At 40.3% G+C, this 22,560-nt stretch carries 18 protein-coding genes; 3 read left to right on the top strand and 15 right to left on the bottom strand.

The window, feature by feature from the left end; all coding sequences use genetic code 11:
• Positions 1-26: 26 nt before the first annotated feature.
• Positions 27-476: an OsmC family protein gene (locus MHH65_RS08420; protein WP_268414401.1), complete on the bottom strand. Its 450-nt coding sequence runs from the start codon at positions 474-476 to the stop codon at positions 27-29.
• 76 nt (positions 477-552) lie between these two features.
• Entirely contained in the window at positions 553-1,287 is a 735-nt protein-coding gene (locus tag MHH65_RS08415; RefSeq protein ID WP_025093280.1) for a poly-gamma-glutamate hydrolase family protein, read from the bottom strand.
• A 584-nt stretch (positions 1,288-1,871) separates the two neighbouring features.
• On the opposite strand from MHH65_RS08415, the gene MHH65_RS08410 reads away from it, so the two are divergent.
• Positions 1,872-3,197, top strand: coding sequence for a S8 family peptidase (locus tag MHH65_RS08410; RefSeq protein WP_268414398.1), 1,326 nt, complete (start codon positions 1,872-1,874; stop codon positions 3,195-3,197).
• Between the two features lie 89 nt (positions 3,198-3,286).
• Here MHH65_RS08410 and MHH65_RS08405 read toward each other — a convergent pair whose 3' ends face one another.
• From MHH65_RS08405 to MHH65_RS08390, 4 genes are all read right to left on the bottom strand, one after another.
• A complete protein-coding gene (locus MHH65_RS08405; RefSeq protein WP_024427032.1) occupies positions 3,287-4,435 on the bottom strand; it encodes a Rap family tetratricopeptide repeat protein in 1,149 nt (382 codons plus the stop codon).
• 161 nt (positions 4,436-4,596) lie between these two features.
• Positions 4,597-5,346, bottom strand: a complete 750-nt coding sequence (locus tag MHH65_RS08400) for a poly-gamma-glutamate hydrolase family protein (RefSeq protein WP_034623563.1) — start codon at positions 5,344-5,346, stop codon at positions 4,597-4,599.
• A 310-nt stretch (positions 5,347-5,656) separates the two neighbouring features.
• The gene (locus MHH65_RS08395) at positions 5,657-6,130 is read right to left on the bottom strand and encodes a CarD family transcriptional regulator (protein WP_024424099.1); all 474 of its coding nucleotides are present in this window, start codon (positions 6,128-6,130) and stop codon (positions 5,657-5,659) included.
• A 245-nt stretch (positions 6,131-6,375) separates the two neighbouring features.
• The gene (locus MHH65_RS08390) at positions 6,376-6,633 is read right to left on the bottom strand and encodes a hypothetical protein (RefSeq protein ID WP_024424100.1); all 258 of its coding nucleotides are present in this window, start codon (positions 6,631-6,633) and stop codon (positions 6,376-6,378) included.
• Positions 6,634-6,701: 68 nt separating this feature from the next.
• On the opposite strand from MHH65_RS08390, the gene MHH65_RS08385 reads away from it, so the two are divergent.
• Together MHH65_RS08385 and bslA are read left to right on the top strand one after the other, a co-directional pair.
• Positions 6,702-7,106 (top strand): hypothetical protein, encoded by a 405-nt coding sequence (locus MHH65_RS08385; protein ID WP_034281914.1) that lies wholly within the window; start codon positions 6,702-6,704, stop codon positions 7,104-7,106.
• Positions 7,107-7,229: 123 nt separating this feature from the next.
• A complete protein-coding gene (bslA, locus tag MHH65_RS08380) occupies positions 7,230-7,754 on the top strand; it encodes a biofilm surface layer hydrophobin BslA (protein ID WP_024424102.1) in 525 nt (174 codons plus the stop codon).
• Positions 7,755-7,790: 36 nt separating this feature from the next.
• On the opposite strand, the gene mutL is transcribed toward bslA, so the two are convergent.
• The 9 genes from mutL to MHH65_RS08335 form a co-directional block, all read right to left on the bottom strand.
• A complete protein-coding gene (gene mutL, locus MHH65_RS08375; protein WP_335351034.1) occupies positions 7,791-9,692 on the bottom strand; it encodes a DNA mismatch repair endonuclease MutL in 1,902 nt (633 codons plus the stop codon).
• Between the two features lie 21 nt (positions 9,693-9,713).
• The gene (gene mutS, locus MHH65_RS08370) at positions 9,714-12,290 is read right to left on the bottom strand and encodes a DNA mismatch repair protein MutS (protein WP_056766520.1); all 2,577 of its coding nucleotides are present in this window, start codon (positions 12,288-12,290) and stop codon (positions 9,714-9,716) included.
• Positions 12,291-12,414: 124 nt separating this feature from the next.
• Positions 12,415-12,960, bottom strand: coding sequence for an outer spore coat protein CotE (gene cotE / locus MHH65_RS08365; RefSeq protein WP_056766518.1), 546 nt, complete (start codon positions 12,958-12,960; stop codon positions 12,415-12,417).
• Positions 12,961-13,644: 684 nt separating this feature from the next.
• Positions 13,645-14,079, bottom strand: coding sequence for a RicAFT regulatory complex protein RicA family protein (locus MHH65_RS08360; protein WP_008358013.1), 435 nt, complete (start codon positions 14,077-14,079; stop codon positions 13,645-13,647).
• Between the two features lies 1 nt (position 14,080).
• A complete protein-coding gene (miaB, locus tag MHH65_RS08355) occupies positions 14,081-15,607 on the bottom strand; it encodes a tRNA (N6-isopentenyl adenosine(37)-C2)-methylthiotransferase MiaB (RefSeq protein WP_034281907.1) in 1,527 nt (508 codons plus the stop codon).
• 89 nt (positions 15,608-15,696) lie between these two features.
• Positions 15,697-16,812, bottom strand: coding sequence for a DUF3578 domain-containing protein (locus MHH65_RS08350; RefSeq protein ID WP_335350977.1), 1,116 nt, complete (start codon positions 16,810-16,812; stop codon positions 15,697-15,699).
• Positions 16,813-16,914: 102 nt separating this feature from the next.
• A complete protein-coding gene (locus MHH65_RS08345) occupies positions 16,915-18,093 on the bottom strand; it encodes a glycine C-acetyltransferase (protein ID WP_098676896.1) in 1,179 nt (392 codons plus the stop codon).
• Positions 18,093-19,157 carry an L-threonine 3-dehydrogenase gene (gene tdh, locus MHH65_RS08340; RefSeq protein ID WP_034281903.1) on the bottom strand — a complete coding sequence of 355 codons (1,065 nt, stop codon included), beginning with the start codon at positions 19,155-19,157 and terminating at the stop codon, positions 18,093-18,095. The genes MHH65_RS08345 and tdh overlap by 1 nt, the downstream gene beginning before the upstream one ends.
• Positions 19,158-19,332: 175 nt before the next feature.
• Positions 19,333-22,380: an efflux RND transporter permease subunit gene (locus MHH65_RS08335; RefSeq protein WP_098676895.1), complete on the bottom strand. Its 3,048-nt coding sequence runs from the start codon at positions 22,378-22,380 to the stop codon at positions 19,333-19,335.
• Positions 22,381-22,560 lie beyond the last annotated feature (180 nt).

Below are 22,560 nucleotides of genomic sequence, written 5' to 3'. Positions count from 1 at the left end.
TTTCTAGAGAAAATGACTTTTTTGTTTTAACGGCCGACTTGAATGGTTTCTTCTAAGGAAATATTCACATTCCCCTGAACAGCTCTTGAAATCATACATGAGCTTTCGGCTTTATGCGCAAGCTTTCGGGCCAGCTCGATATCATGTGCGGAAGCGGACTCTTTGAGGGTGATGACAGGCCGATGAATGATTTCCTCATAAGTAAACACACCATTTGTCACATCTACGACGGCTTCAGAGTTCATCGATAGATCCTCTTTGTCTAATTGACTTCGCTCCATCATGGCTGCAAGTGTAATGATATAACACGTAGCCGCTGCACCTAAGAGCATCTCATCTGGATTGGTTCCAATACCTGGACCGTCCATTTCCTTTGGAATCGAAATCTTTGTTTTTAATTGTTCACATGCAATTGTACCCACATCGTTACGCAGACCGGGCCAGCTTGCCTGAAGATGAAAATGATGACGCGCCATATCCGTCTCTCCTTTTGTTATCACTGTTCATAGTGTAACAAGAATTCCCCTGCTTGTCTTAACATGTGCACAGCCCTTATGTATATTCTTCATCCAGCACTGTCCGAATCGCCCTGACATAACGATAGAATGTCTCGTTTTTTGTACTTGACCGCCTCCGAAAATCGAAACTGTCAAATAAAGCTTCACGCTGACTTCTACTAATCTCAAGCTGCACACTTTGCCCTGTTTTTGTAAGATTATTAATATTATGATTGCTTGTCCCGCTCAGGGTTGCGTGTGCGACAGCTAGTTCAGCAGAAAATCCGTTCCGCTCTAATGAGCTCACAATTTTCTCTGCACGATCGTAATCTGTTCCGCCGACGAGAGTATGGTCAATTCCTTCCTCGCCTTTGTATCCATGCACTGCTAAAATGTAATCATGTGCTTTTGCCTGCGCGACGCCGATTGGCTCATCAAAGTTTGTACTTGTAATATGAAGTTCTGATGCATTCTCTCTTAGACCTTCAAATAAATACGTCGAAAAATCGTTGTCAAAAAAATGGACGATCTCGCTCACGCCGCCTTCGATCCTCCCGCCATGAGGTGACATCACAAGAAGGCGGCTGCCAGGCACTGGGTTGGCTGTAATGTTATAGCTGCTTGTTGATTCGTTTTCTTCAAGTTCTTTAAAATTTCGATAAATATCATTTGAACCGCTTTCGTCTTCCCCACCTGATGACACTGGCTCATCATGTTCCTGTGCTTGCATAGTATAATAAACGCCCCATCCGATCGCAAGCAGGAGAAGCAAAGCAAAAAACTTCTTCATTCCCGTTCTCCTTTAACAGATTTCTAAGCCGTTTCTATGATTTATATTGAATCATCATTTCTTATCATTTTTTCCACATTTTCTCTTCACGTTTGATCATAACACTCTAGATCATGAGATTCCTCAAAAATAAGATAATTGCATTTATATACACAGAAACGCCTCTCCTCTTTGAAAACAGAGTTAGAATAGTATGACAAAAAAATGACGTTATGTTTAATATGACCTAGTCCTATCCAGTCTGTTTTCTTTAATTCGGCTTTTTTTGATAAGGATTTGATGTTTTCCATCTGTCACGCATCACATTTATATGAGCATTGACCCTGTCCACAGCCCTCCTTTTTCTGCAAAATCCTTTGTTTCACTGGTTCTCTCAGAAGAACTCTCCCACCTATCATCGGCAGATTCTACGTGAATTCCACCTTTTTCTATTATTTTACAAAATGTAAGCGCTTTTCTTTTTTGAAAGACATAAGCAAGCCGCCAATATAAAGAAAAGGAGGGACAAGAATCCGAACCAAGCAGTTCTCATTCTCATAACGTAAGAGTGTACGAGAATGGATAGCTGGAATGGAGGGCATCACATGTTTGGATTTTCTATGGTGCAGATGGTCAGAACACATGCTAGTAAACTAGATCAGCCTTTAAGAGAGACCGTTCTTCACCTTTATAAACCTTTTAAATGGACGCCATGCTTTCTTCATCGTTTTTTCGAAGGCAGGCTGAAGAAGAAAAAGAAGCTTCGTGTGATCATTGAATTTAAGGAAGGTGCAGCCGAGGCAGGGATTCAAAGCACAAAGCAGCTCATGAAAAAAAGCAGAAAAACAAATATAAAACGGCATTTTTCACATATCGACTGCTGTGCTGCTGATTTAACGCCTGCTGCTTTAGAGGAGCTATTAGCAAATGGTGAGCATATTCGTAAAATTTATTTAGACCGGAAAGTTCATGCGCTGCTGGATGTAGCCACACAAGCAAGCCATGCTGAAGAAGTCATCCGAAACGGGACAACTTTAACAGGAGAAGGCATTACGGTCGCTGTCATTGACACGGGAATTTATCCACATGAAGATTTAGATGGAAGAATTCGAGATTTTGTGGATTTAGTCAAACAAAAAACAAAGCCTTATGATGATAATGGCCACGGTACTCACTGCGCGGGAGATGTCGCTGGAGATGGAGCCGCCTCAGACGGCTTATACAAAGGACCTGCCCCAAAAGCAAATCTGATTGGCGTGAAAGTGTTAAATAAACAAGGGGCTGGATCACTTTCTACTATTATAGAAGGTGTTGAATGGTGCATACAATTCAACGAAGACAACCCCGATGATCCGATTCATATTATCAGTATGTCGCTGGGCGGAGCTGCGCAGCGTTATGATGACGAACAGGACGATCCAATGGTGCGTGCTGTCAATGCGGCTTGGGATCAAGGGATTGTTGTATGCGTCGCTGCTGGAAACTCTGGTCCTAACAGCCAGACGATTGCAAGCCCTGCTGTCAGTCAAAAAGTCATTACGGTCGGAGCCTACGATGACAGGAATACACCAGAATCAAGTGACGATGTCGTGGCACCGTTTTCAAGCAGAGGACCAACGGTTTACGGGGAAGCAAAGCCTGATATCCTTGCACCAGGAGTAAACATCGTTTCTCTCAGATCACCACGATCCTTTTTGGATAAACTTGATAAATCAAGCAGAGTCGATCATGATTATACAACGTTATCTGGCACATCGATGGCAACACCGATCTGTGCTGGTATTTGCGCTCTACTACTAGAGCATTCACCAGATTTAACACCGGATGAAGTCAAAACCCTGTTAAAAGAAAATACAAGCAAGTGGTCTGGGGATGACCCGATTGTTTATGGAGCAGGTGCAATTGACGCAGAAAAAGCAATCAAAGAATAAAGAAAAAAGCCCTTTACGTTTTGCGTAAAGGGTGTTGTTTGTCTCATTTTTAAGTGTGAAGTCTTTCATCTACTTGAGCAGCTGACATGTTATGCTTCGTTCTCATACATCTCATCTCCTTTTTGAATGTGCGTACGCGCTTCGATCACAATCTCAAAAAAAGTGGAGGATTCCTTGTACATGTCGCGTTCCTTATAATAATTAGCCGCATCAAGTGCTAATTCCTCTAAATCAGCAAACATTTTTTTATTTCTTAGACCAAAAAGGGCCGACCTCAATTGCTCACAGCCGTCTTTCTCTATATAGAGCGCCTGCAAAAATTGGAATTTCAACTGATAAATTTCATCTTCCAATACACAAGCCTCTTTCATTCCTGTAGATATAGCCTCGCCGGCCCGCTTGATATCTCCGAGTTTAAAACAAGTAAGGGCAAGTGAAAACAGCGATTTGATCATCGTGGATGCTTGATCTTTCTGATAAAGTGAAATGGCTTGTTCAAAAAAGACAGTCGCTGTATGGTACGTTCCCATACTATAATGACAAGTGCCTAAGTTATTAAGAGCCATTGCTTTAAAGTAAGATGTGCATTCTTTTTGTTCCATTGCTTCACAGACCTTTAACGCTTTTTCTAAATAAGGAAGCGCTTTTTGATACTGATTGACATCAATCCAATTACCTGCCATGACAAAATCACATTGAATGCTTCTTTTTCCATAAAGCTGATGTTTCTTATAGATGTCTCTTGCCTTTTTAGCGTAGTGCATGGAGAAATAGGTTTGTTTCATATGATAGTATACTTCTGCGATTTTATAGTAAAATTCTGCTTTTTCGATCTCATCTGTCACTAAAATCAGTTGATGTTCCGCATGCTTGTAATATGAAATGGCCTCGATATACCGGCGCTGGATAAACGCATACATTCCATGAAAAAAATGAAAATAATAGCCGAGTAAGCCTGTCATTTCATCTTCTGCATCGTCAATTTCCTTAGGAAAGGACACTGCTTGAAGCGTTTCACTCCCTGCATGGACTGGCGCTAAGTGCTGAAGCATCATTTGATGGCGAAAATCCATTAGAGAATAGTATAGGAGTAAATCTTGATCCTCTTCCATATCATGAATTTCTTCTTCAACAAGACGCTTCATGCCGTTTGCCTGTTCAACTTCAAATTTGCAAATATGCGTGTACCATTGATTGATCTTTACACCTACTTCGGAAGATGGTATTTTGTGTGCCATCCACTTCAGCCCCATTCTATCATATCAAACTGATAACTATTATTTTACATAATTTATGTTTTCAAGGCAAATTGTAAGTTATTACATATTTTATGTTCAAATCGCATATTCCTATCTTTTTTACCAAGTTTAAATAGAGCACTTTTGCCCATCAAACTTTTTTACGCAGACGGATCGAATTCTCTTAGTACTTCTTTTAACGCATTAATATAGCGTCTAAATGCTTTTTTCTTTCCTTTTCTCGTCTCAAAATTATCAAAAAAAGCTTCTCTTTGCGCTGTACTAATTTCGAGCTGAACGCTTTCACCACTCGCATTTCGATTATTTATATTTTTGGGATCTGTACCAGAAAGCCGTTCGCCTTTTTGTACCATTTCTGCGGAAAATCCCCGATCTTTTAGTTCTCGTACAACTGCTCTTTGCATTTTTTCATTTGTGCCGCCAACGAGCGTGTGTCTTTTATCACTTTTATAGCCGTGGATGGAAATTGAAAAAGGATACGTTTTAATCATTTGAACCAAAATGGGTTCATCAAAATTGGTACTCGTGATATGCAGGTCCCGGTTATTGTCTTGCTTTGTACCTTCAAACAAATACGTAGAGTAGCTTTCTTGAAAGGCTTCTACAATTTCACTTGTTCCTGGTTCAATGTCACCTCCATGAGGAGAAAATACAAGTAAATCACTTCCGCCCTTTTCGTGAAATTCTATCTCATAACCGTCTCTTTCATATCGCATGAGCTGTTTAAAACTTTCATATTGATCGCCTTGTTTTCGCTCTTTTTTATACTTTTCTACCTCTTGATGATGCTGCTTTTGCTCTTTTTTTTCTTGAACAGAATGGCTGCATTTCACCATTAAAAGAGTACACAGAATAAGAAAGATGAATCCACATATTAGTAGCCTTTTCATTTCACCGCTCCTTTTTTCTCTTAGGTGTCATCTTACCGCAATATTTTACTATCAATGGCTTAGAAAATTCAAAGGTTGTCCGGCTCATTTGAATGAATCAGGAGAAGTTACCTGTTTTTCATATGAACTAGGTATTTCAGAGGTCTTTAAATTTTTGTTGTGAACGTAAAAACTAAATCGTATGACCTCATTTCAATTTTAGTTAAAACCACCTACAAAAATGGCAATATTACTCTTTTTTTCAAACAAAAAAGCTGTAAACAAAAGAAGTAGTCCCCTTCAGCTTACAGCTAGTCTCTGTATATCATCATTACATTCTTAATTCATTCTCTAAAGCTGTCATCACTTCATCTTGCGTCAGTCCCTGTGCAAGTGAAATCTCACTCACTAACATGCCTCTTGCATCTTCAAGCATCTTCTTTTCACTTGAATTTAACGCTTTCTTCTGATTTCGTCTCATTAGATCTTTGACAACGTCTGCACCATCTTCGATCGCACCTGTTTTTAGCTTTTTCAGATTTTCATCATATCTTTGCTTCCAAGTAAGCGTGTCGTCGTTTGTTTCTTCTGCAAAATTGTTCATCACAACTTTCAGCGTTGCTTGATCTGCTACCGGACGTATACCTAGTTGATTGATTCTGCCTTTTGGGACCATCATCTGCATATTCGGCATTTGAATCAGGAAATATTCCTGTGTCTTACCTAAAATCTCTTTTTCTTCCATTCCTTCAATCACACCGGCTCCATGCATTGGATAAACAATTTTATCACCTATTTGAAACAAATCCGCCACCTCCGAAAGTATTCACAATATCATTATAACACATTTCGTCAGAGGATAAAAATTTATATTTTATCATGTTAATTTAGCACTAGTCAATTCTTTTTATTTGAGTTTTTTCAGAAAAAGCCTTTTTTTATAAAAGAAGCATGAGCATCCAGTCCTCATGACTCTTTCTTGCATATACTAGCATTGAGTCACATTTAGGAGGGATGACAATGTGCAAATGCAAGTGCAAACATTCCCACTCACACTGCCATAAAAAGCATGACGATCATTGCCATGAGGATCCATGTAAAGAAAAAAAGTTTTGTCATAAAAAAGATAAATGGTTTGAGAGCGATTTTTGGGATACCTCTCGAAGCTACGATCCCTGTTATTTTCCTAAAAGTGTCTGCAGCAGATGTAAAAAGCGTCGCAGAAGAAGACACAGCTACACAATTTAACGCTTGACGCTTTACCTGCTTTTCCTTTTCCCGGCTGAAAAGCCGGTTTTTTTCTTTCATATGGATAGGCTCATGAAGCAGATCTGTCTCATAGGATATGGCAACCTGACATAAAGGATGAGATATACATGAACGATATGAACAGCCAAATGAATCATTATCACCAAGAAAATCCCTATCACACATTTGAAAATGTGTATACAGCCAATCATGAGCATATGGTCGCGCCAAACATGCATGATCATATGAATATGCCAAACCATTATCATAGCGGCAAAAAAGATGTGTATAACGCGCACCATCCACATCATCATTCAGTTTATTCACCGTTCCCAAATCAGCATGATACCTTTTCAAAGCATGTTCCAATGAAGGATCACCATCATCTAGGCCATTATGGTGGATATGGGATGATGCCACACCATCCATATGGTTATCAAGATATGCATATGATGATGCCAACAAACCAGCAAATGCCAGGCCATTATTACGGAATGAATCAACCAAATGCGCTATTTCCCCGCTATTACTAAAGAATGACAAAATAAGGGTATAATATCCCATTTAATACCATATGGTAATATGGTAACATTATAGGTAAATAATGGGTGTAATCATCTATTATTTACCTATATTCAACAAGGGGGAAGGAAAAAATGAAAAAAACATGGACGATTCTTATGATGGGGATGCTCACATTGGTTATGGCGCTGTCAGTACCGCTTTCTGCATCTGCTGAGGAAGCCGGCAAAGCAACAACTAATGCAAAACCAGCTGCACTTTACGCAAAAATTACAGGAGCAAGTAAGCAGGAATGGTCTTTTTCTGACATTGAGCTGACGTACAGCCCAAATTCTGTTCTAAGTCTTGGTGCGGTTGAGTTCACTCTGCCAAAGGGTTTCCAGGCAACAACTAAAGACATTATGAACGGCAAAGCATTAAAAGACAGCTATATTTTGAACAACGGACAAACCGTTCGTATTCCGCTCAGACTGGATTTACTTGGAATTTCCAAATATACATTAAAGCTTTCACATAAAGTACTTCCTGCTGCAGGTACATACACGTTCCGTGCAGAAAATCGAGCCATCAGCATCGGTTCCACATTTTATGCAGAAGATACGATTGATATTAATACACGACCAGTTGTGGTCACACCGCCAGATCCTTGCGGATGCTAAATAAAAAAGCGCTCTGATTAGAGCGCTTTTTTTACATCACATCACCCGTTTAAACATTTTCTCCATCTCATATGTCGAGTGATGAATGATGATCGGCCGGCCGTGCGGACAGGTGAATGGGTCCTTCGTTTGCCGAAGTTCATCTAATAAGGCTTTGATTTCATCATGACGCAAATGACGATTTGCTTTGATTGAGCCTTTACAGCTCATCATAATCGCCGCTTCTTCTCTTAGTTTCTTGATATCAACACGTTTTTCATCAAGCACTTGCTCTATAATCTCTTCGATCAATTCAGCCTCTTCACCTTTTGGAAACCACTGCGGATGCGACCGAACGATGTAGCTACCTGAACCAAAGGGCTCTAAGAAGACCCCCACTTTCGCGAGAATATCCTTATGCTCTTCAATGATCAGCATATCGTTTTTAGAGTAGTGAAATGTTAAGGGGACGAGCATTTCTTGCACTTCCTGCTTGATCTCTCCTACCTTCTCACGATAATACTCATACTTGATTCGCTCTTGAGCCGCATGCTGGTCGATGATATAAAGCCCTCGTTCATTTTGAGCCAAAATATATGTGCCATGCATTTGCCCAATTGGATACATCACAGGGACGCGTTCGTTTTCAGGAATCGTTTCTGTCACATCTTCATGCAGTACCGTCTCTTCATATTCAAGTGAAGCGGCGGATTCCTCTAAATGAATACGCTCAGATGAGGTTTCTTCATAAAATACTGGTGATGATGCTTCTGCCTTCTCTTGTTTAGGCATTCCGTATGCATCGGTATGACTTGTCTCGTATACGACCGACGAGTGCGGCTCCGGCTGATAGGTTAGCGGTGTTTCCGCTGGGCTTGAGTTCCTTTGTTTCGCATCGAAGGTTAAGGATTGCTGCTCATTTTTCACAGCTGGCATTGGTGCTTTTTTTGGTACTGAAGCACTTGGAATGAGCTGCTGCTTTTGAAATACTTCCTTAATTCCTTGTTTAATCAGATCATGAAGTTCCTGCTCTTTACTTAGCCTCACTTCTAGCTTCGAAGGATGAACGTTCACATCCACTAGAATGGGATCCATCTTCATCTCAATGAATGTAATTGGATGACGGCCAATCGGAAGCAGCGTGTGATACCCTTCATGGATCGCTTTCACGAGCGGAAAATGTTTGACATATCGGCCGTTTACAACAGAAGACATATAATTCCGTGATGCCCTCGTCACTTCTGGTAAGGAAATATATCCTTTCACTTCAAAATCAAGTGATTGTACGTGAAGCGGCAGCATTTTTTTAGCCACAGCTGTCCCGTAAATGGCCGCAAGTACATGACGCACATCTCCGTTTCCATTCGTCTGTAGCAGGACTTTCCCTTGATGACGCAAACGGATCGATACTTCGGGATGAGCTAGCGCAATTCGATTGACAACATCCGATATATTACCAAGTTCCGTATGAACGGTTTTCATGTATTTTAGGCGGGCTGGCGTATTGTAAAATAAGTTGGTGACCACAATTTCGGTGCCGCGGCGGCCAGAGGTTTTTTTCTCTGAAATGATCTTCCCGCCTTGCAAAGCTAAGTGTGTCCCAGCTCCTTCGCCAGTACTTGTTTTCATTTCTAGGTGAGAGACGGATGCAATACTTGGCAGCGCCTCTCCCCTGAATCCGAGCGTTCTGACACGAAACAAATCATTTTCGTCTTTGATTTTACTCGTTGCATGGCGCTGGAAGGCAAGCTTACAATCTTCAGCATCGATTCCAACACCATTATCAATAATCCTGATAGAAGAAAGACCTGCTTCTTCTACATCGATTTCAATGACTGTACTTTTTGCATCGATCGCATTTTCCACAAGCTCCTTTACAACAGAAGCCGGACGCTCGACCACTTCACCTGCAGCAATTTTATTGGATAGGTCATCGGATAACTGAATAATCTTTGCCATTTCTGCTCACCTCACCTTACATTATAATTTCTTTTGCAATTCATACAGCTTTGTCATCGCTTCAAGCGGCGTCATATCCATTAGGTTGTAAGACTTTAATTCGTCTATGACCGCTTGATCCTTCTGTTTTAGCGCAGCTTTCGGCTGCGGTTTTTCTTCTACTTCAAAGAAAGATAGCTGCTGTTTTTCTTCAGCCTTTTCTGCTTTTGGTGCTGCAGATACGGTTGGGGTCACGTCATGTGATCCGCTCTCAAGCTCCGTTAAAATAGTCTGGGCTCTATTAATGATGGTATCAGGCAATTCCGCAAGCTGCGCTACATGAATACCATAGCTTTTATCAGCTGCACCTTCTTTGATTTGATGTAAGAAAACGACCGTGCCTTCATGCTCTTCAGCTCGCACATGAACATTTTTCAGCTCGCTTAATTGAGATTCAAGGACCGTGAGCTCATGGTAATGTGTAGAGAATAGGGTTTTAGCCCCAATATGATCATGAACAAATTCAATGATCGCCTGCGCAAGAGCCATTCCATCATAGGTGCTTGTCCCGCGTCCAATTTCATCAAATAAAATCAAGCTGTTTTTGGTTGCGTGCACCATCGCATTTTTTGCTTCGAGCATCTCTACCATAAAAGTACTTTGACCAGAAATCAAATCATCTGCTGCACCAATACGTGTAAAGATTTGATCGAAGATTGGAAGCGTCGCCTTTGACGCAGGCACGAAGCAGCCAATCTGCGCAAGAATCGAGATGAGCGCCATTTGTCTCATATACGTACTTTTCCCTGACATATTCGGTCCAGTGATGAGTAAGGTTTGTCTGCCTTTTCCCATATGGCAGTCATTCGGTACATATTCCTGGTGATCCAGCACTTTTTCAACGACTGGGTGACGGCCATCTTTGACATCCACGTCATCCTCTGAGAATTCCGGCCGGATATAACGGCGCTTTTCACTGACAGTCGCAAAGCATTGAAGCGCATCAAGCTCGCTCATTTGTTTTGCAAGCAGCTGTAATCTAGGAATATAGCCTTTTACTTGCTCCCTGAGAGCTGTAAATAGTTCATATTCCAATTCGTTAATATTTGATTCTGCTTCAAGAATCAGTGCTTCTTTTTCTTTTAATTCAGGTGTGATATACCGCTCTGCATTGGCAAGCGTTTGTTTTCTTTCGTAACGCCCTTCCTCCAGCAGATGTGTATTTGCGCGTGTCACTTCGATATAATAACCAAACACTTTATTAAACCCGACTTTTAAGGAGCGAATACCGGTATATTCTCTTTCCTGCTGTTCAAGACGTGCAATCCAGTCCTTTCCGTTTCGGCTGGCATCACGGTATTCATCTAATTTTGCATTGTAGCCATCTTTAATCAAATTGCCTTCTTTTATCGTCATCGGCGGATTTTCATGAAGTGCATCTTCTAATAAATTAAGGAGGTCACCACAAGGATCAATCTCATTCGCTCTTGATTTTGCCATTTCCTCTGGTAATGAATGAACGAGTTGTTTAATATCCGGTACTTGTTTTAAGGATTCTTTGAGCTGGATGAGATCACGGGCATTCACGTTGCCAAATGCCACGCGGCCCGCTAAACGCTCAAGATCATATACTTGCTTTAATCGTTCGCGCAGATCCTCTCGCTCAAAGAAATGATCCATCAGGATTTGCACCATTTCCTGACGCTCATTAATTTGCGAAAGGCGAATGAGCGGCCGATCGATCCATTGCTTGAGCAGTCTGCCGCCCATCGCTGTTTTTGTTTCATCTAACAGCCATAATAAAGAGCCTTTTTTGCTTTTTGAACGAATCGTTTCTGTTAATTCTAGGTTTCGTTTTGAGTAAAGATCGATTTTCATCGTTTGTTCAAGCTCAAACACTTGAACTTTCTGAAGATGATCCAAGCTTCTTTTTTGCGTTCTTCTTAAATAGGCATATAGTGTTAAAAATGACGTTTTTAACTTTTCGTCTAGATGGGAAACGAGCCGCTCAGCTTCCTCTAATAATGCATCACTATCTTCGTATGAAATGGTCGCTTGGCAGCGTTCTTTAAGGGTTTTGACTGTTTCCTCATCCAGCTGCTTTGACACCACAATTTCTTTTGCACCGACAGAATAAATTTCTGATACGACTTCATCTAATCGATCGATGAAAGCCGCCATGTTTTCACCTGTTGATAAATCAGACAGCGCAAGACCGTACCCATTTTGAAAGCTGGTAACAGACGCAATAAAGTTGTTCTCGTTTTCACTTAATCCTTTACCATCCATGACGGTTCCTGGTGTAATCAGTTGAACGACTTCCCTTTTGACTACACCTTTTGCCATTTTAGGGTCTTCCACCTGCTCACAAATGGCGACCTTGTAGCCTTTTGAAATCAACTGTTCTATGTATGCAGAAGCAGAATGATAAGGAACGCCGCACATTGGAATTGTGCCGCCGTCTCTGCTTGTTAACGTAATTTCTAGTTCTTGCGCGGCTTCCTTTGCATCATCAAAAAACATCTCATAAAAATCGCCTAGGCGAAAAAATAAAAAGGCATCTTGATAATCTGCCTTGATCTTTAAATATTGCTGTATCATGGGCGTATAACTTGCCATATTTCTAATCCCTCACTATATTACTTTCGAATTCATACCATCTCCAATTATAGCATAAAAAATCACCTTTTTTCTCCTAGATCAGGCACAAAAAAACTAGGGGGATATGCGCCCTAGTCATTCCTTACTCTTCTGTCTCACCTGCTAGGAATTCTGGATGAATATCCTCTAATTCCTCATCCACTTCTTCTTCCCACTCGTGATCATCTTTTTCTTTCCAGCTTGAATTGACCTCTACGACAATTTTTGTTTCACCGACTACCTCAGCAATGAATTCACGCTCTGCCTGAACGATAATTTTATTGCCATTTGGAGAAATGGTCACTTCTAAGCAATTGGGCTGCTGCAATACTTTCGCAATTACTTCGTGCTCATCATCAAGGAAATTCTTATCTTTATATCTCAGTTTAATGATGTCTACATACTTCACACGCTCTGTGACGACTTCTGTTTTCGTGTTGTCGGCGTAAGAGTACCATACGTTAATATCAAATGTTCCTTCGATCTCAACGGTTTTACCGACCTTTTCAGCATCATACTTATGATTAATGATCCAACCACCTAGGATGCTGGTTGGTTTTTGCGATGGAGAAATGGTGTGTGTGCTTTGGGTGAATTTCCTCCCTTTTGCAACCACCGCTTTTGTAATAATTTCTCTGTATTCAGACATTCCGGCATGCCTCCTTGTTCTTGATCGTTTTATCTTATGCTGGGCATTCGTCTAGTGTGTCACGATTTTGAACTTCATGTTCAATTAAATTCATTTCTGTTTCAGTGTATGCATGGTCGCCCATAAACTTGCCTTGAAAATTGGAAAAGTTGGAGAGTGGGAGGTTTGGAGGTTGATTGGAATAGAAGGTTGTGGTTTAATGATGAAGTCACAGTCCCTTTAGGAGGGGCTATTTATAAAAATCAACATTCGGTTTTCTTTATATTTAAAATTAGATTTAAAAATAATAAAGAATATCATTAAAAATATATCCACCTTTTTTTAGTTTGTATTACGTGTTTTATGAAGAAATAAGGTAACCATAGAAAATAAAAAAGGGGCTGTGACATCAACAATTTGTTGATGTCACAGCCTATAAAATATAAATTACATATAAGGTGAAGTGAGTTTTTAGTGATCACAAAGATCTCACCTTTAATGAGGTATTATGCGGTTTTCTACTATTCCGTATTAATTTTCCTTAATATTAGATCGCAAGAAATCTCATCTATTTCTGTTATACATGACTTATAGCAACATTTAAGCATTATAAACCTATAATGCCAAGGGATTTTAAATACTAAACTACAAATTACAAATAAATAAGAGTCCACAAACAAAAAACCCCGCATCTGCGGGGTTTTCTCATTTAATGGAGCAACTTGGTGATGAGTTTTTCACTTTTGAACCGGTTTCTCCTAATAAGAGATCACCGCCGGTTGAAAGAATGATTTCATCTGTTACTTGATTCGAAATTGTGTGCGCTACAAGCTGAAGCAGGGAATTGACTTCCATTTGTGATTCTTTGAATTCTTGAATCACTGGGATGTCATCCAGTTCTTCTTGCAGGGCATCGATTTTTTCTTCGACTTGCTTTAAGGCTTCATGTTTGCCGTAATGCTTTAAGTTCACAGCTTGTTTTTGAAGCGCCTTAATTTGATTAATAATCGTTGAAATTTTTGTATTTTCATTGATTTGCGCTTCTGCTTTTTTGAAGAAATCAACTTCTTCAGTTTCAGAAATCATTTTAGCGAGCTCTCTTGCACGCTCGACAATCTCTTTCTTTGAATAAAGTGTCATTTTAATTCACCTCGATAGCTTCTCCAACCATTTCTCCGTCAAGAGACCAAGTTTTGGCTTGTGTGATTTTCACTTTGACGATGTTGCCAATCGCTTCTTTTGGTGCTTTAAAATTCACAAGCTTGCTTTTACTTGTATATCCGGCTAGGATCTCAGGGTTGTTTTTACTTTCACCCTCTACTAATACTTCGACAATCTGCCCTTCATATTCCTTCATTTTTTTCGCAGAAATTTCATTCACAAGTGCATTTAGGCGCTGCAGACGTTCTTTTTTCACACGCATTGGCACGTTGTCTTTCATTTTCGCTGCAGGCGTTCCTTCTCTTGGAGAATAAATGAATGTATAAGCAGCATCAAACTCAACCTCGCGATAGAGGGAAAGTGTTTCTTCAAACTGCTCATCTGTTTCATTTGGGAATCCAACAATAATGTCCGTTGTTAATGAAGCATTCGGCATAGCTTCTTTGATTTTGCGCACAAGATCAAGGTAACGCTCACGGTCATATTTTCTCGCCATAAGTTTCAGCACAGAAGAACTTCCGGATTGAACTGGCAGGTGAATATGATCGAGAAGATTTCCGCCCTTGGCTAAGACTTCAATTAAGTGATCATCAAAATCACGCGGGTGACTTGTTGTAAAACGGATACGCGGAATATCAATTTTTCGCAGCTCATCCATCAGGTGGCCAAGACCATATTCCATATCTTCAAAATCTTTTCCATATGCATTCACGTTTTGACCAAGAAGGGTAATTTCCTTATATCCTTCTGCTGCTAAACGTCTGACCTCTTGAATAATTTCATCTGGGCGGCGGCTTCTTTCCTTGCCGCGCGTGTAAGGCACGATACAGTATGTACAGAATTTATCACAACCGTACATAATGTTCACCCAGCCCTTGATTTTACCTTGACGGGCTCTTGGAAGGTTCTCAATCACGTCGCCTTCTTTTGACCAAACCTCAATGACCATTTCTTTTGAAAGGTAGCATTCAGATAACAGCTCTGGCAGGCGGTGAATGTTGTGCGTGCCGAAAATCAAGTCAACAAACGGGTGTTTCTTCAAAATACGGCTCACGACAGATTCTTCTTGTGACATACATCCGCAGACACCTAAAATTAAATCTGGCTTTTCACGTTTTAATGCTTTTAAATGTCCAAGCTCTCCAAACACTTTATTTTCTGCATTTTCACGAATAGCACAAGTGTTTAATAAGATGACATTTGCATCTTCCGTTGAGTTTGTTGGTTCATAGCCAAGCGCCATAAAAATACCAGCCATCACTTCTGTGTCATGCTCATTCATTTGACAGCCATATGTGCGAATATAAAACTTGCGGCCGTTTCCTAACCCTTGAAACTGCTCGTCAATTTGAAATTGATTGTATTCAACTTCTTCTTTACCCCGTTTTTTTGCATCTTTTAAAGAAGGCGGAATGTACACAGCTTCAAAATATTTGCTGTAGTCCTTCTCGGATTTTTTGTCCGATGAACTTACTTGTCCGCTCGCTTTTCTCTGCTCTTCATTCATGAATTTGTACTCCTTTCAAACCAAGTTCCACCCTACAGTATAGACTATTTTGTAATGAATTGAAAATAAATCATATGTGTCATCACTTTTCAATCCACCCGGATTCTGCATGAGTATTGAGTAGGTTTTAACAGTAGGTTATCTTTCTCCAAAGGATTTTGTATTTCTTTTACAACCTTCATTTGCTGAGTACCGACACTCTCAACTAAAGTAATCACATACGCTTCTTTTTCCTCTTCTGCTACCATTCTTTCTTGTTCAGATAAGAAGAAAGGAAAATCTTGATGAGCAAGTTTAGAACCCTTCACCTCTATTAGTTTTTCTTTTCCATCAGGGTAATACGATTTGATATCAAATCCATGACCATCTTCCGTTTCGGCTAACCAATTTACTTTTTTCGCCAATTGCTCCTGACCCGCTGCTTTTAATTGCTCTACTTCCATATCATAAACAAATTTCTCTGCTATTCGACCTGTCTCTTCATTTCGCTTGGCTCTTTCTTCTCTTAATTGCTTATAAACGTCTCTATGGATGATTCTTTTTCTTTTTATACTCTTATTACTCTTTGTGTCCATATGAAGATCCGGATTCGAATATATTTCGAAAATAAAGTCATAAAAAAAATCATTTAAGTTATATATGTCTTTTAAAAATTCGTATTGATTAAATGTATCAATATTATACCTTTTAAATACCAAAGAACCTGCTGCATATTTTTTAGGTCTATCAGATTCTCCTAAGTAAAAATCACCTATTTCAAATCCTTTTAAATTAGGACTATTCATCAATTGAGGTTTTAGTCGTTCTCGCCAAACATCCGCTTCATATTTAATCTTTTTGAGAGATAGATTTTCAGTACCTAAACCAATCGATAAATAAAAGTCTTTGCCATTATTAGCGAATAAAATGACTATATATAATCCTTTTTGTGTTGTTGTTTTATTTGTTTTTTGATTCTTTGTTAAAAGCTGGTCTAGAAACGCTATCCAAATAGACTCTGAAATTTTTCCATTTCCTGTAGATGCTTTAATATCGATTCTATCCAAATTTTTCATTTGACGTTTTTCTAATTCATTTTGAATTTTGTTTGGTATCTCTTTATTAAACATTATGTGAAAAGGGTGATTCTTATCTGTTATTACATTGCTCTTATAATCTAAATATTGCTTATAAAAATCTTCATTATTAAATAACATTTGTCTCATCACTTACCCCAATAGATCTTTTTACATACATTATACATAACAAACGGTAGATTTGATGAAAATTGGAAAGAATATCGTCAAAAAAAGAGAGCCTGCGCTCTCTCAATCAAGTATGTTTAGTTTTTTTGCTTCTTCTTCAATGATTGTCAGTGCCCGGTCTAGTTCTTCTTTTGTGTGCTCGGCTGTGATGATGGCTCTAATTCTTGCCTTGCCTTTTGCTACAGTTGGGAAGGCGATGCCTTGGGCAAACACGCCTCGTTCTATTAAAGCCTTTGAGAAACGAAAAGTAAGTGCTTCGTCTCCAATCATGATTGGGATAATCGGTGTCTCTGTTCGGGCGACTTGAAATCCAAGGCTGATGACTTTTTCTTTAAAATAAGCGGCGTTCTCCCAAAGTGTATCGATTCGCTCCGGTTCATCTAACAGCACTTCAATCGCTTCTTCACACGCTCTAGTCACAGCTGGCGGATGAGAGGTGCTGAATAAAAACGATCTTGCTTTATGTTTTAGATAATCAATTAAAACCGCTGAACCAGCCACGTAGCCGCCGAGCACTCCGACAGCCTTGCTAAGTGTCCCGACCTGAATGTGCACTCTGCCGTCGAGTTTAAAATGGTTGACCGTCCCGCGGCCATTCTCGCCAAGCACGCCCGAGGCATGCGCATCGTCTACCATCACAAATGCATCATATGCTTCTGCGAGCCTGACGATCTCAGGAAGTGGCGCGATATCTCCATCCATCGAGAACACACCATCTGTAACGATGAGGCGGACGCGGTAATTCATTGATTTCTTCAAAATCTTCTCCAGCTCTTCCATATTAGAATGACTGTATACTTTCTTATCTGCTTTGGTTAATCGGATTCCATCAATAATGGAGGCATGATTCAGTTCATCTGAAATGACAATATCATCTTTTGTCAGGATACTGGATAAGACCCCTTGGTTGGTCGTAAAGCCTGATTGGAACACAAGAGCAGCTTCTGTCTTTTTAAATGAAGCAAGCTTTTTTTCAAGGCGTTCATGCATTGTCATTGTGCCGGCGATGGTTCGTACAGATCCTGTACCCGCACCGAATTCATCAATCGCCTCTTTTGCTGCTTTCATCAGCCTTGGGTGCGAGGTGAGGCCTAAGTAGTTATTTGAGGAGAGTTGTATGACAGATTGTTCATTTAATGTAACAGTGGATGATTGTTTTGAGTCGATCTCTTTCAAAGTTTGGTGGGTGCCTTGCTGCTTCATTGTGTCCAATTCATCTTGTAAATACGTGAATTCTTTCATCATTTCTTCCCCCTTTGATATGATGGCATCATCAGTACGACTTTTCCGCACGTACCGCTTTGCATAAGTTCAAATCCCTTTTGGAACTCTTCAAATGGCAGTGTATGAGTGACAACTGGCTTTACATCAATGGTATTCGTTCTTAACAGCTCAGATACTTGACGCCACGTCTCAAACATTTTTCTCCCCGTGATCCCTTGCACGGTTAATCCCCTAAAAACAATTTGATTCGTAATATCAATTGTCACTGGCCGTTCTGGCAAGCTTAGTATATTGACTTTTCCTCCATTTGCACAAGCTTCGAGTGCTTGATTAATGGCAGCTGGATGACCTGACATCTCACACATCACGTCTGCCCCTTCCATCCGCGTGAGCTGCTTAATCATCGCGACTGGATCATCTTTTCCAATATCTACAATATGATCTGCACCCATTTTTCGGGCAAGATCGAGCCTGTATTCATTTTTATCAACAGCGAACACTTGAACAGCCCCGGAGGCTTTTGCGACAGCAATTGCCATTAAACCGATTGGTCCGCAGCCAAAAATCGCCACTGACTTACCTGAAACAGGTGTGTGCAGTACAGTATGAACAGCATTTCCTAGCGGCTCTTGTATAGAGGCAAGCTCAACCGGCATTTGGGCTGGATTGTGCCACACATTTTGTTCAGGTACTTTGACATATTCAGCAAAACAGCCATCAATGTCTACCCCTAAAATTTTCGTTTCACTGCACAAATGCTGCTGCCCTGTTAAGCACATATAACATTGATTACATACAACATGCGTCTCAGCCGATACAAAGTCCCCTACCTTTGCTCGTGAGACTTGCTTCCCCACTTTAACAACTTCCCCTGTAAATTCATGTCCAAAAATGTAGGGCGCTTTGACTCTTCCCTTAGCCCAGTCGTCCCAATTATAAATATGCACGTCTGTTCCGCATATCGAAGTGGCTTTCACTTGGATCAAAACTTCATGATTTTTGATTTCTGGAATCGGCATCTCCATCAACGCCGCTCCGTAAGCGCTTTCTTTTTTAACAATTGCTTTCATCGTTCCACACATGACGTACAACCCCTTTGTTAAAAAACTTCTCCCAATCAGATTTTAACACGACTTATTTTAGTCGTAAATACCACTGTCCACTAGATAAATACAAATGAACACCCCACATATTTTTTTGGATATTTTTCTAAAAAAAAAAGCAAATCTCCTTTCGATCGGAGATTTGCTTTCCTCGTCAGCGTTTCTTTGAAACGGCAACATATAGGGCTGGCACAATGAATAATGTCAGAATTGTTGAGAAAAACACACCTGATACAATGCAGATTGCCAGCGGCTTAAAGAGTGGATCATGACTTAATGCAACAGGCATTAGTGCAACAAGTGCCGTAAATGCTGTTAAGAGAATCGGCTTCATCCTTGCTCTTCCTGCTTCAATGACAGCTGTCTGTTGATCAAACCCTTGCTTGCGCCGCTGCTCAATAAATTCGAAGAGGACGACCGCATTTCGGACGACAATACCAGCCAATGAGACAATTCCCATTGTTGCCATAAAGCTGAATGGTGTTTGTGTAACAAATAGTCCGATAATGGCTCCTGATACGGCTAAGTAAACCGTTCCTAGAACTAACAGCGGAAGCATCAATGAATTGAACTGGAATGCGATGGTCACATAAATGAGCAGCAAGACAACTGCAAATAAGAGGCTAATTTCAATAAAGAACTGGGTCTGATTTTCATTTTCTCCACCTTGTGAAATGGTCAAATCCTTCGCTGCAGAACTTTTTCCTACTTGATTGACGACTTCTTTCATATCGTCTTTAAACGAATCTGATGCACCGGGATACGCCTTCAGCGTAATGGTCGGCACTCCATTTTCATGTGGAATGCTTTCGTACTGCTCTGTTTCTTTTTCTTTTACATATCGGCTAAGCGGCTCAAGTTGAGGCATACCGCCTTCATTTGTCTTCACAGGCACATTCATTTCTTTTAGCTTTAAACCATTTTGATGTGTGCCTGTATCCTGTTTCACCACTAAATCGATATCATTTGTTCCTTGTTGAAAGGTACCTAATGGAATCCCTTCTGTCACAAGACCAAGCTGTCTGCTGACAAATTGAGCACTGAGCCCATCCTCTGCCATTCGCTCGCGGTTTAATTCAAAGGAGATCGTTTTCACCGGCTGATTGACATCGTCCGTAATCAAGCTTGCCCCTTTGTCTTTCATTTCATTTGTCAGCGTTTCTTTGACATCAATGAGCTTTGAAAAAGATTCACCCGCAACCGTTACTGTCACTGGTGCTCCAGCTGGCGGCCCTTGAACAATGGTTTTCATAAAGATTTCTGCCTCATTGAATTTCTCTCGCAAAGGCTCAGTCATACGATCTATCAATGCCTTACTAGTTATCTGATCATTGTCTACTCTCACAACAACTTGACCGGTGTGGTCACTTGCATTTGAAATACTTTCATTAAACAGGTTCGGCACACCGCCGCCTGCAAAAATCGCCGTTTCTTCAATGCCTTTTTGCCGTTTGATCTCTTGTTCTATTTTCTTTAGTGTTTCATTTGTTTTGTCTAGTGTTGTTTCACTTGGAAGTGTGACAGTGACGACCACTTCTTTCTTATTCGCCGCAGGGAAAAATTCAAATGGTGTGACGAAAATAAGTAAAAAAGCAAGCGTTGCAACGAGCAAACCACTTAGTCCAATAACGAGCGGCCGCTTCACAATGTTTGTCAGCACACGGTCTGCATAGAAATCAGCCAGCCTTTTTAATGGTTTCCCTAGGAATCCCGGCTCTTTTTGACTGTTTTTGTTCTTTCTTTTCCGGTTGTTCACAGTATATTGATAGACCGGTACAAGTGTCAGAGAAATCACCATGGATGCAAGCACAGTCGTAACTAGAACAGACGGTAATGCCCGAATAAATGAACCGTTTGCACCTGATAGGAAAACAAGCGGCAGGAAGGCAAATACAACAGCTAGTGTTGATGTCAAAATGGATCCTGCGACTTCTTTCACTCCTGCAATTGTTCCTTTAAGCGGACTTTCGTATTTTTTCATTTGTCTTAAAATATTATCATTGACGACAATGGCATCATCGACAAGTATCCCTAAGGCAATAATAAAGCCGATGATCGAAATTTGATTGAGGTCCACTTGTAAAAATGGCAGCGGAATCGTTCCAATTGTAATCGATAGCGGAATGGCTAGTGAAACGATAAACGCCCCGCCAATCGTGAGTCCAAGTGTGGTAACAATTATGACAGCAATGACCGCAACAATGGCTTCTTTTATTAAATCATTGAAAATGGTATCCACTTCACTTTTTTGTGAATAGTAGTCTACCCACTCCACCCCATTTGGCAGCTGCTTTTCTTTCTCAATGACATCACTGACTTTGTCATACATTTTAGGAATATCAAGCCCTTGTTTAATATTCACAGTAAATGAATAAGCGGGCTTTCCGTTATACGACACAATATCACTTTTCTGTTTTTCTACTTCTTTTAAACTGCCAAGCTGACTAATTGTGACCGGCTCTCTTTTCGTTTTTGAGAAAAGCTCAATTTTTTTAACTTGATCTAAGCGGTCATATGTATCGATGGACAGCTTCACCTTCTCTTTGCCTGCCCGAATATCGCCTAGTGGAGATGTGTCAAATTCCTGATTGATGGCATCTGTGACATCAGTTACATTGAGCCCTTCACCTTCCAGCTTGTTTGAATCTAAGTTTAAAATCGCTTGTTTGTCATTGAAGCCTTTGATAATGACACTGTCTACCCCTTTGATGTCCTCCACTTTTTCCTTCAATGCACGCAGCGATTGCTGACTCTTTGCTAAGTCCGATGATTCATTTGACACAATCATATAAGAGCCAACCGGCACGCTGCCAAATTCATCCTTTACTTCCGGCTCATTCACCCCGTCAGGAAAAGACGACGCAGCACTTGTGGTTTCATTCTTAATTTGACTTGCCACCTTTTGAAAGTCGGCTTGGTCCTCAATTTCAAGCACAATATTTGAGAAACCAATGGCAGAAACCGAGCTCGTTTTCTCTACACCGTTGATATCAGATAGGGCTGATTCCAGTTTATTGGTGACATCTCTTTCCACCTGTTTTGCATCTGCACCAGGAAAAACGGTAGAAATCGTGACGAGATTCGCCTCGAATTCTGGAAGTTCTCGTTTAGGAAGCTGCGCGAATAAATAGCCGCCAGCAATGAGAACGATAAAAAATAAAATAAAAACTAGCTTTCCTCTTTTCAAAAAAGCTTCGAACATTATTTCACCTACTTAAATATTTATTTTTGATGAAGTAAATTCAACTTAATCTTAATTTATCATCATGGTGAAAAAATGCAAGCTCTAATATGTCATTTTTATCTATTTCACGAACTGAATATGTTATATAAGAAATGTATAGCGGTAAACAAAAACAACCTGCTTACATGATGTAAGCAG

It is taken from the genome of Bacillus sp. FSL L8-0654 (assembly GCF_038629965.1).
Lineage (GTDB): Bacteria > Bacillota > Bacilli > Bacillales > Bacillaceae > Bacillus > Bacillus safensis.
The sequence above is the reverse complement of the archived record's forward strand: the minus strand, read 5'-3'. Positions and strand labels throughout refer to the sequence as shown.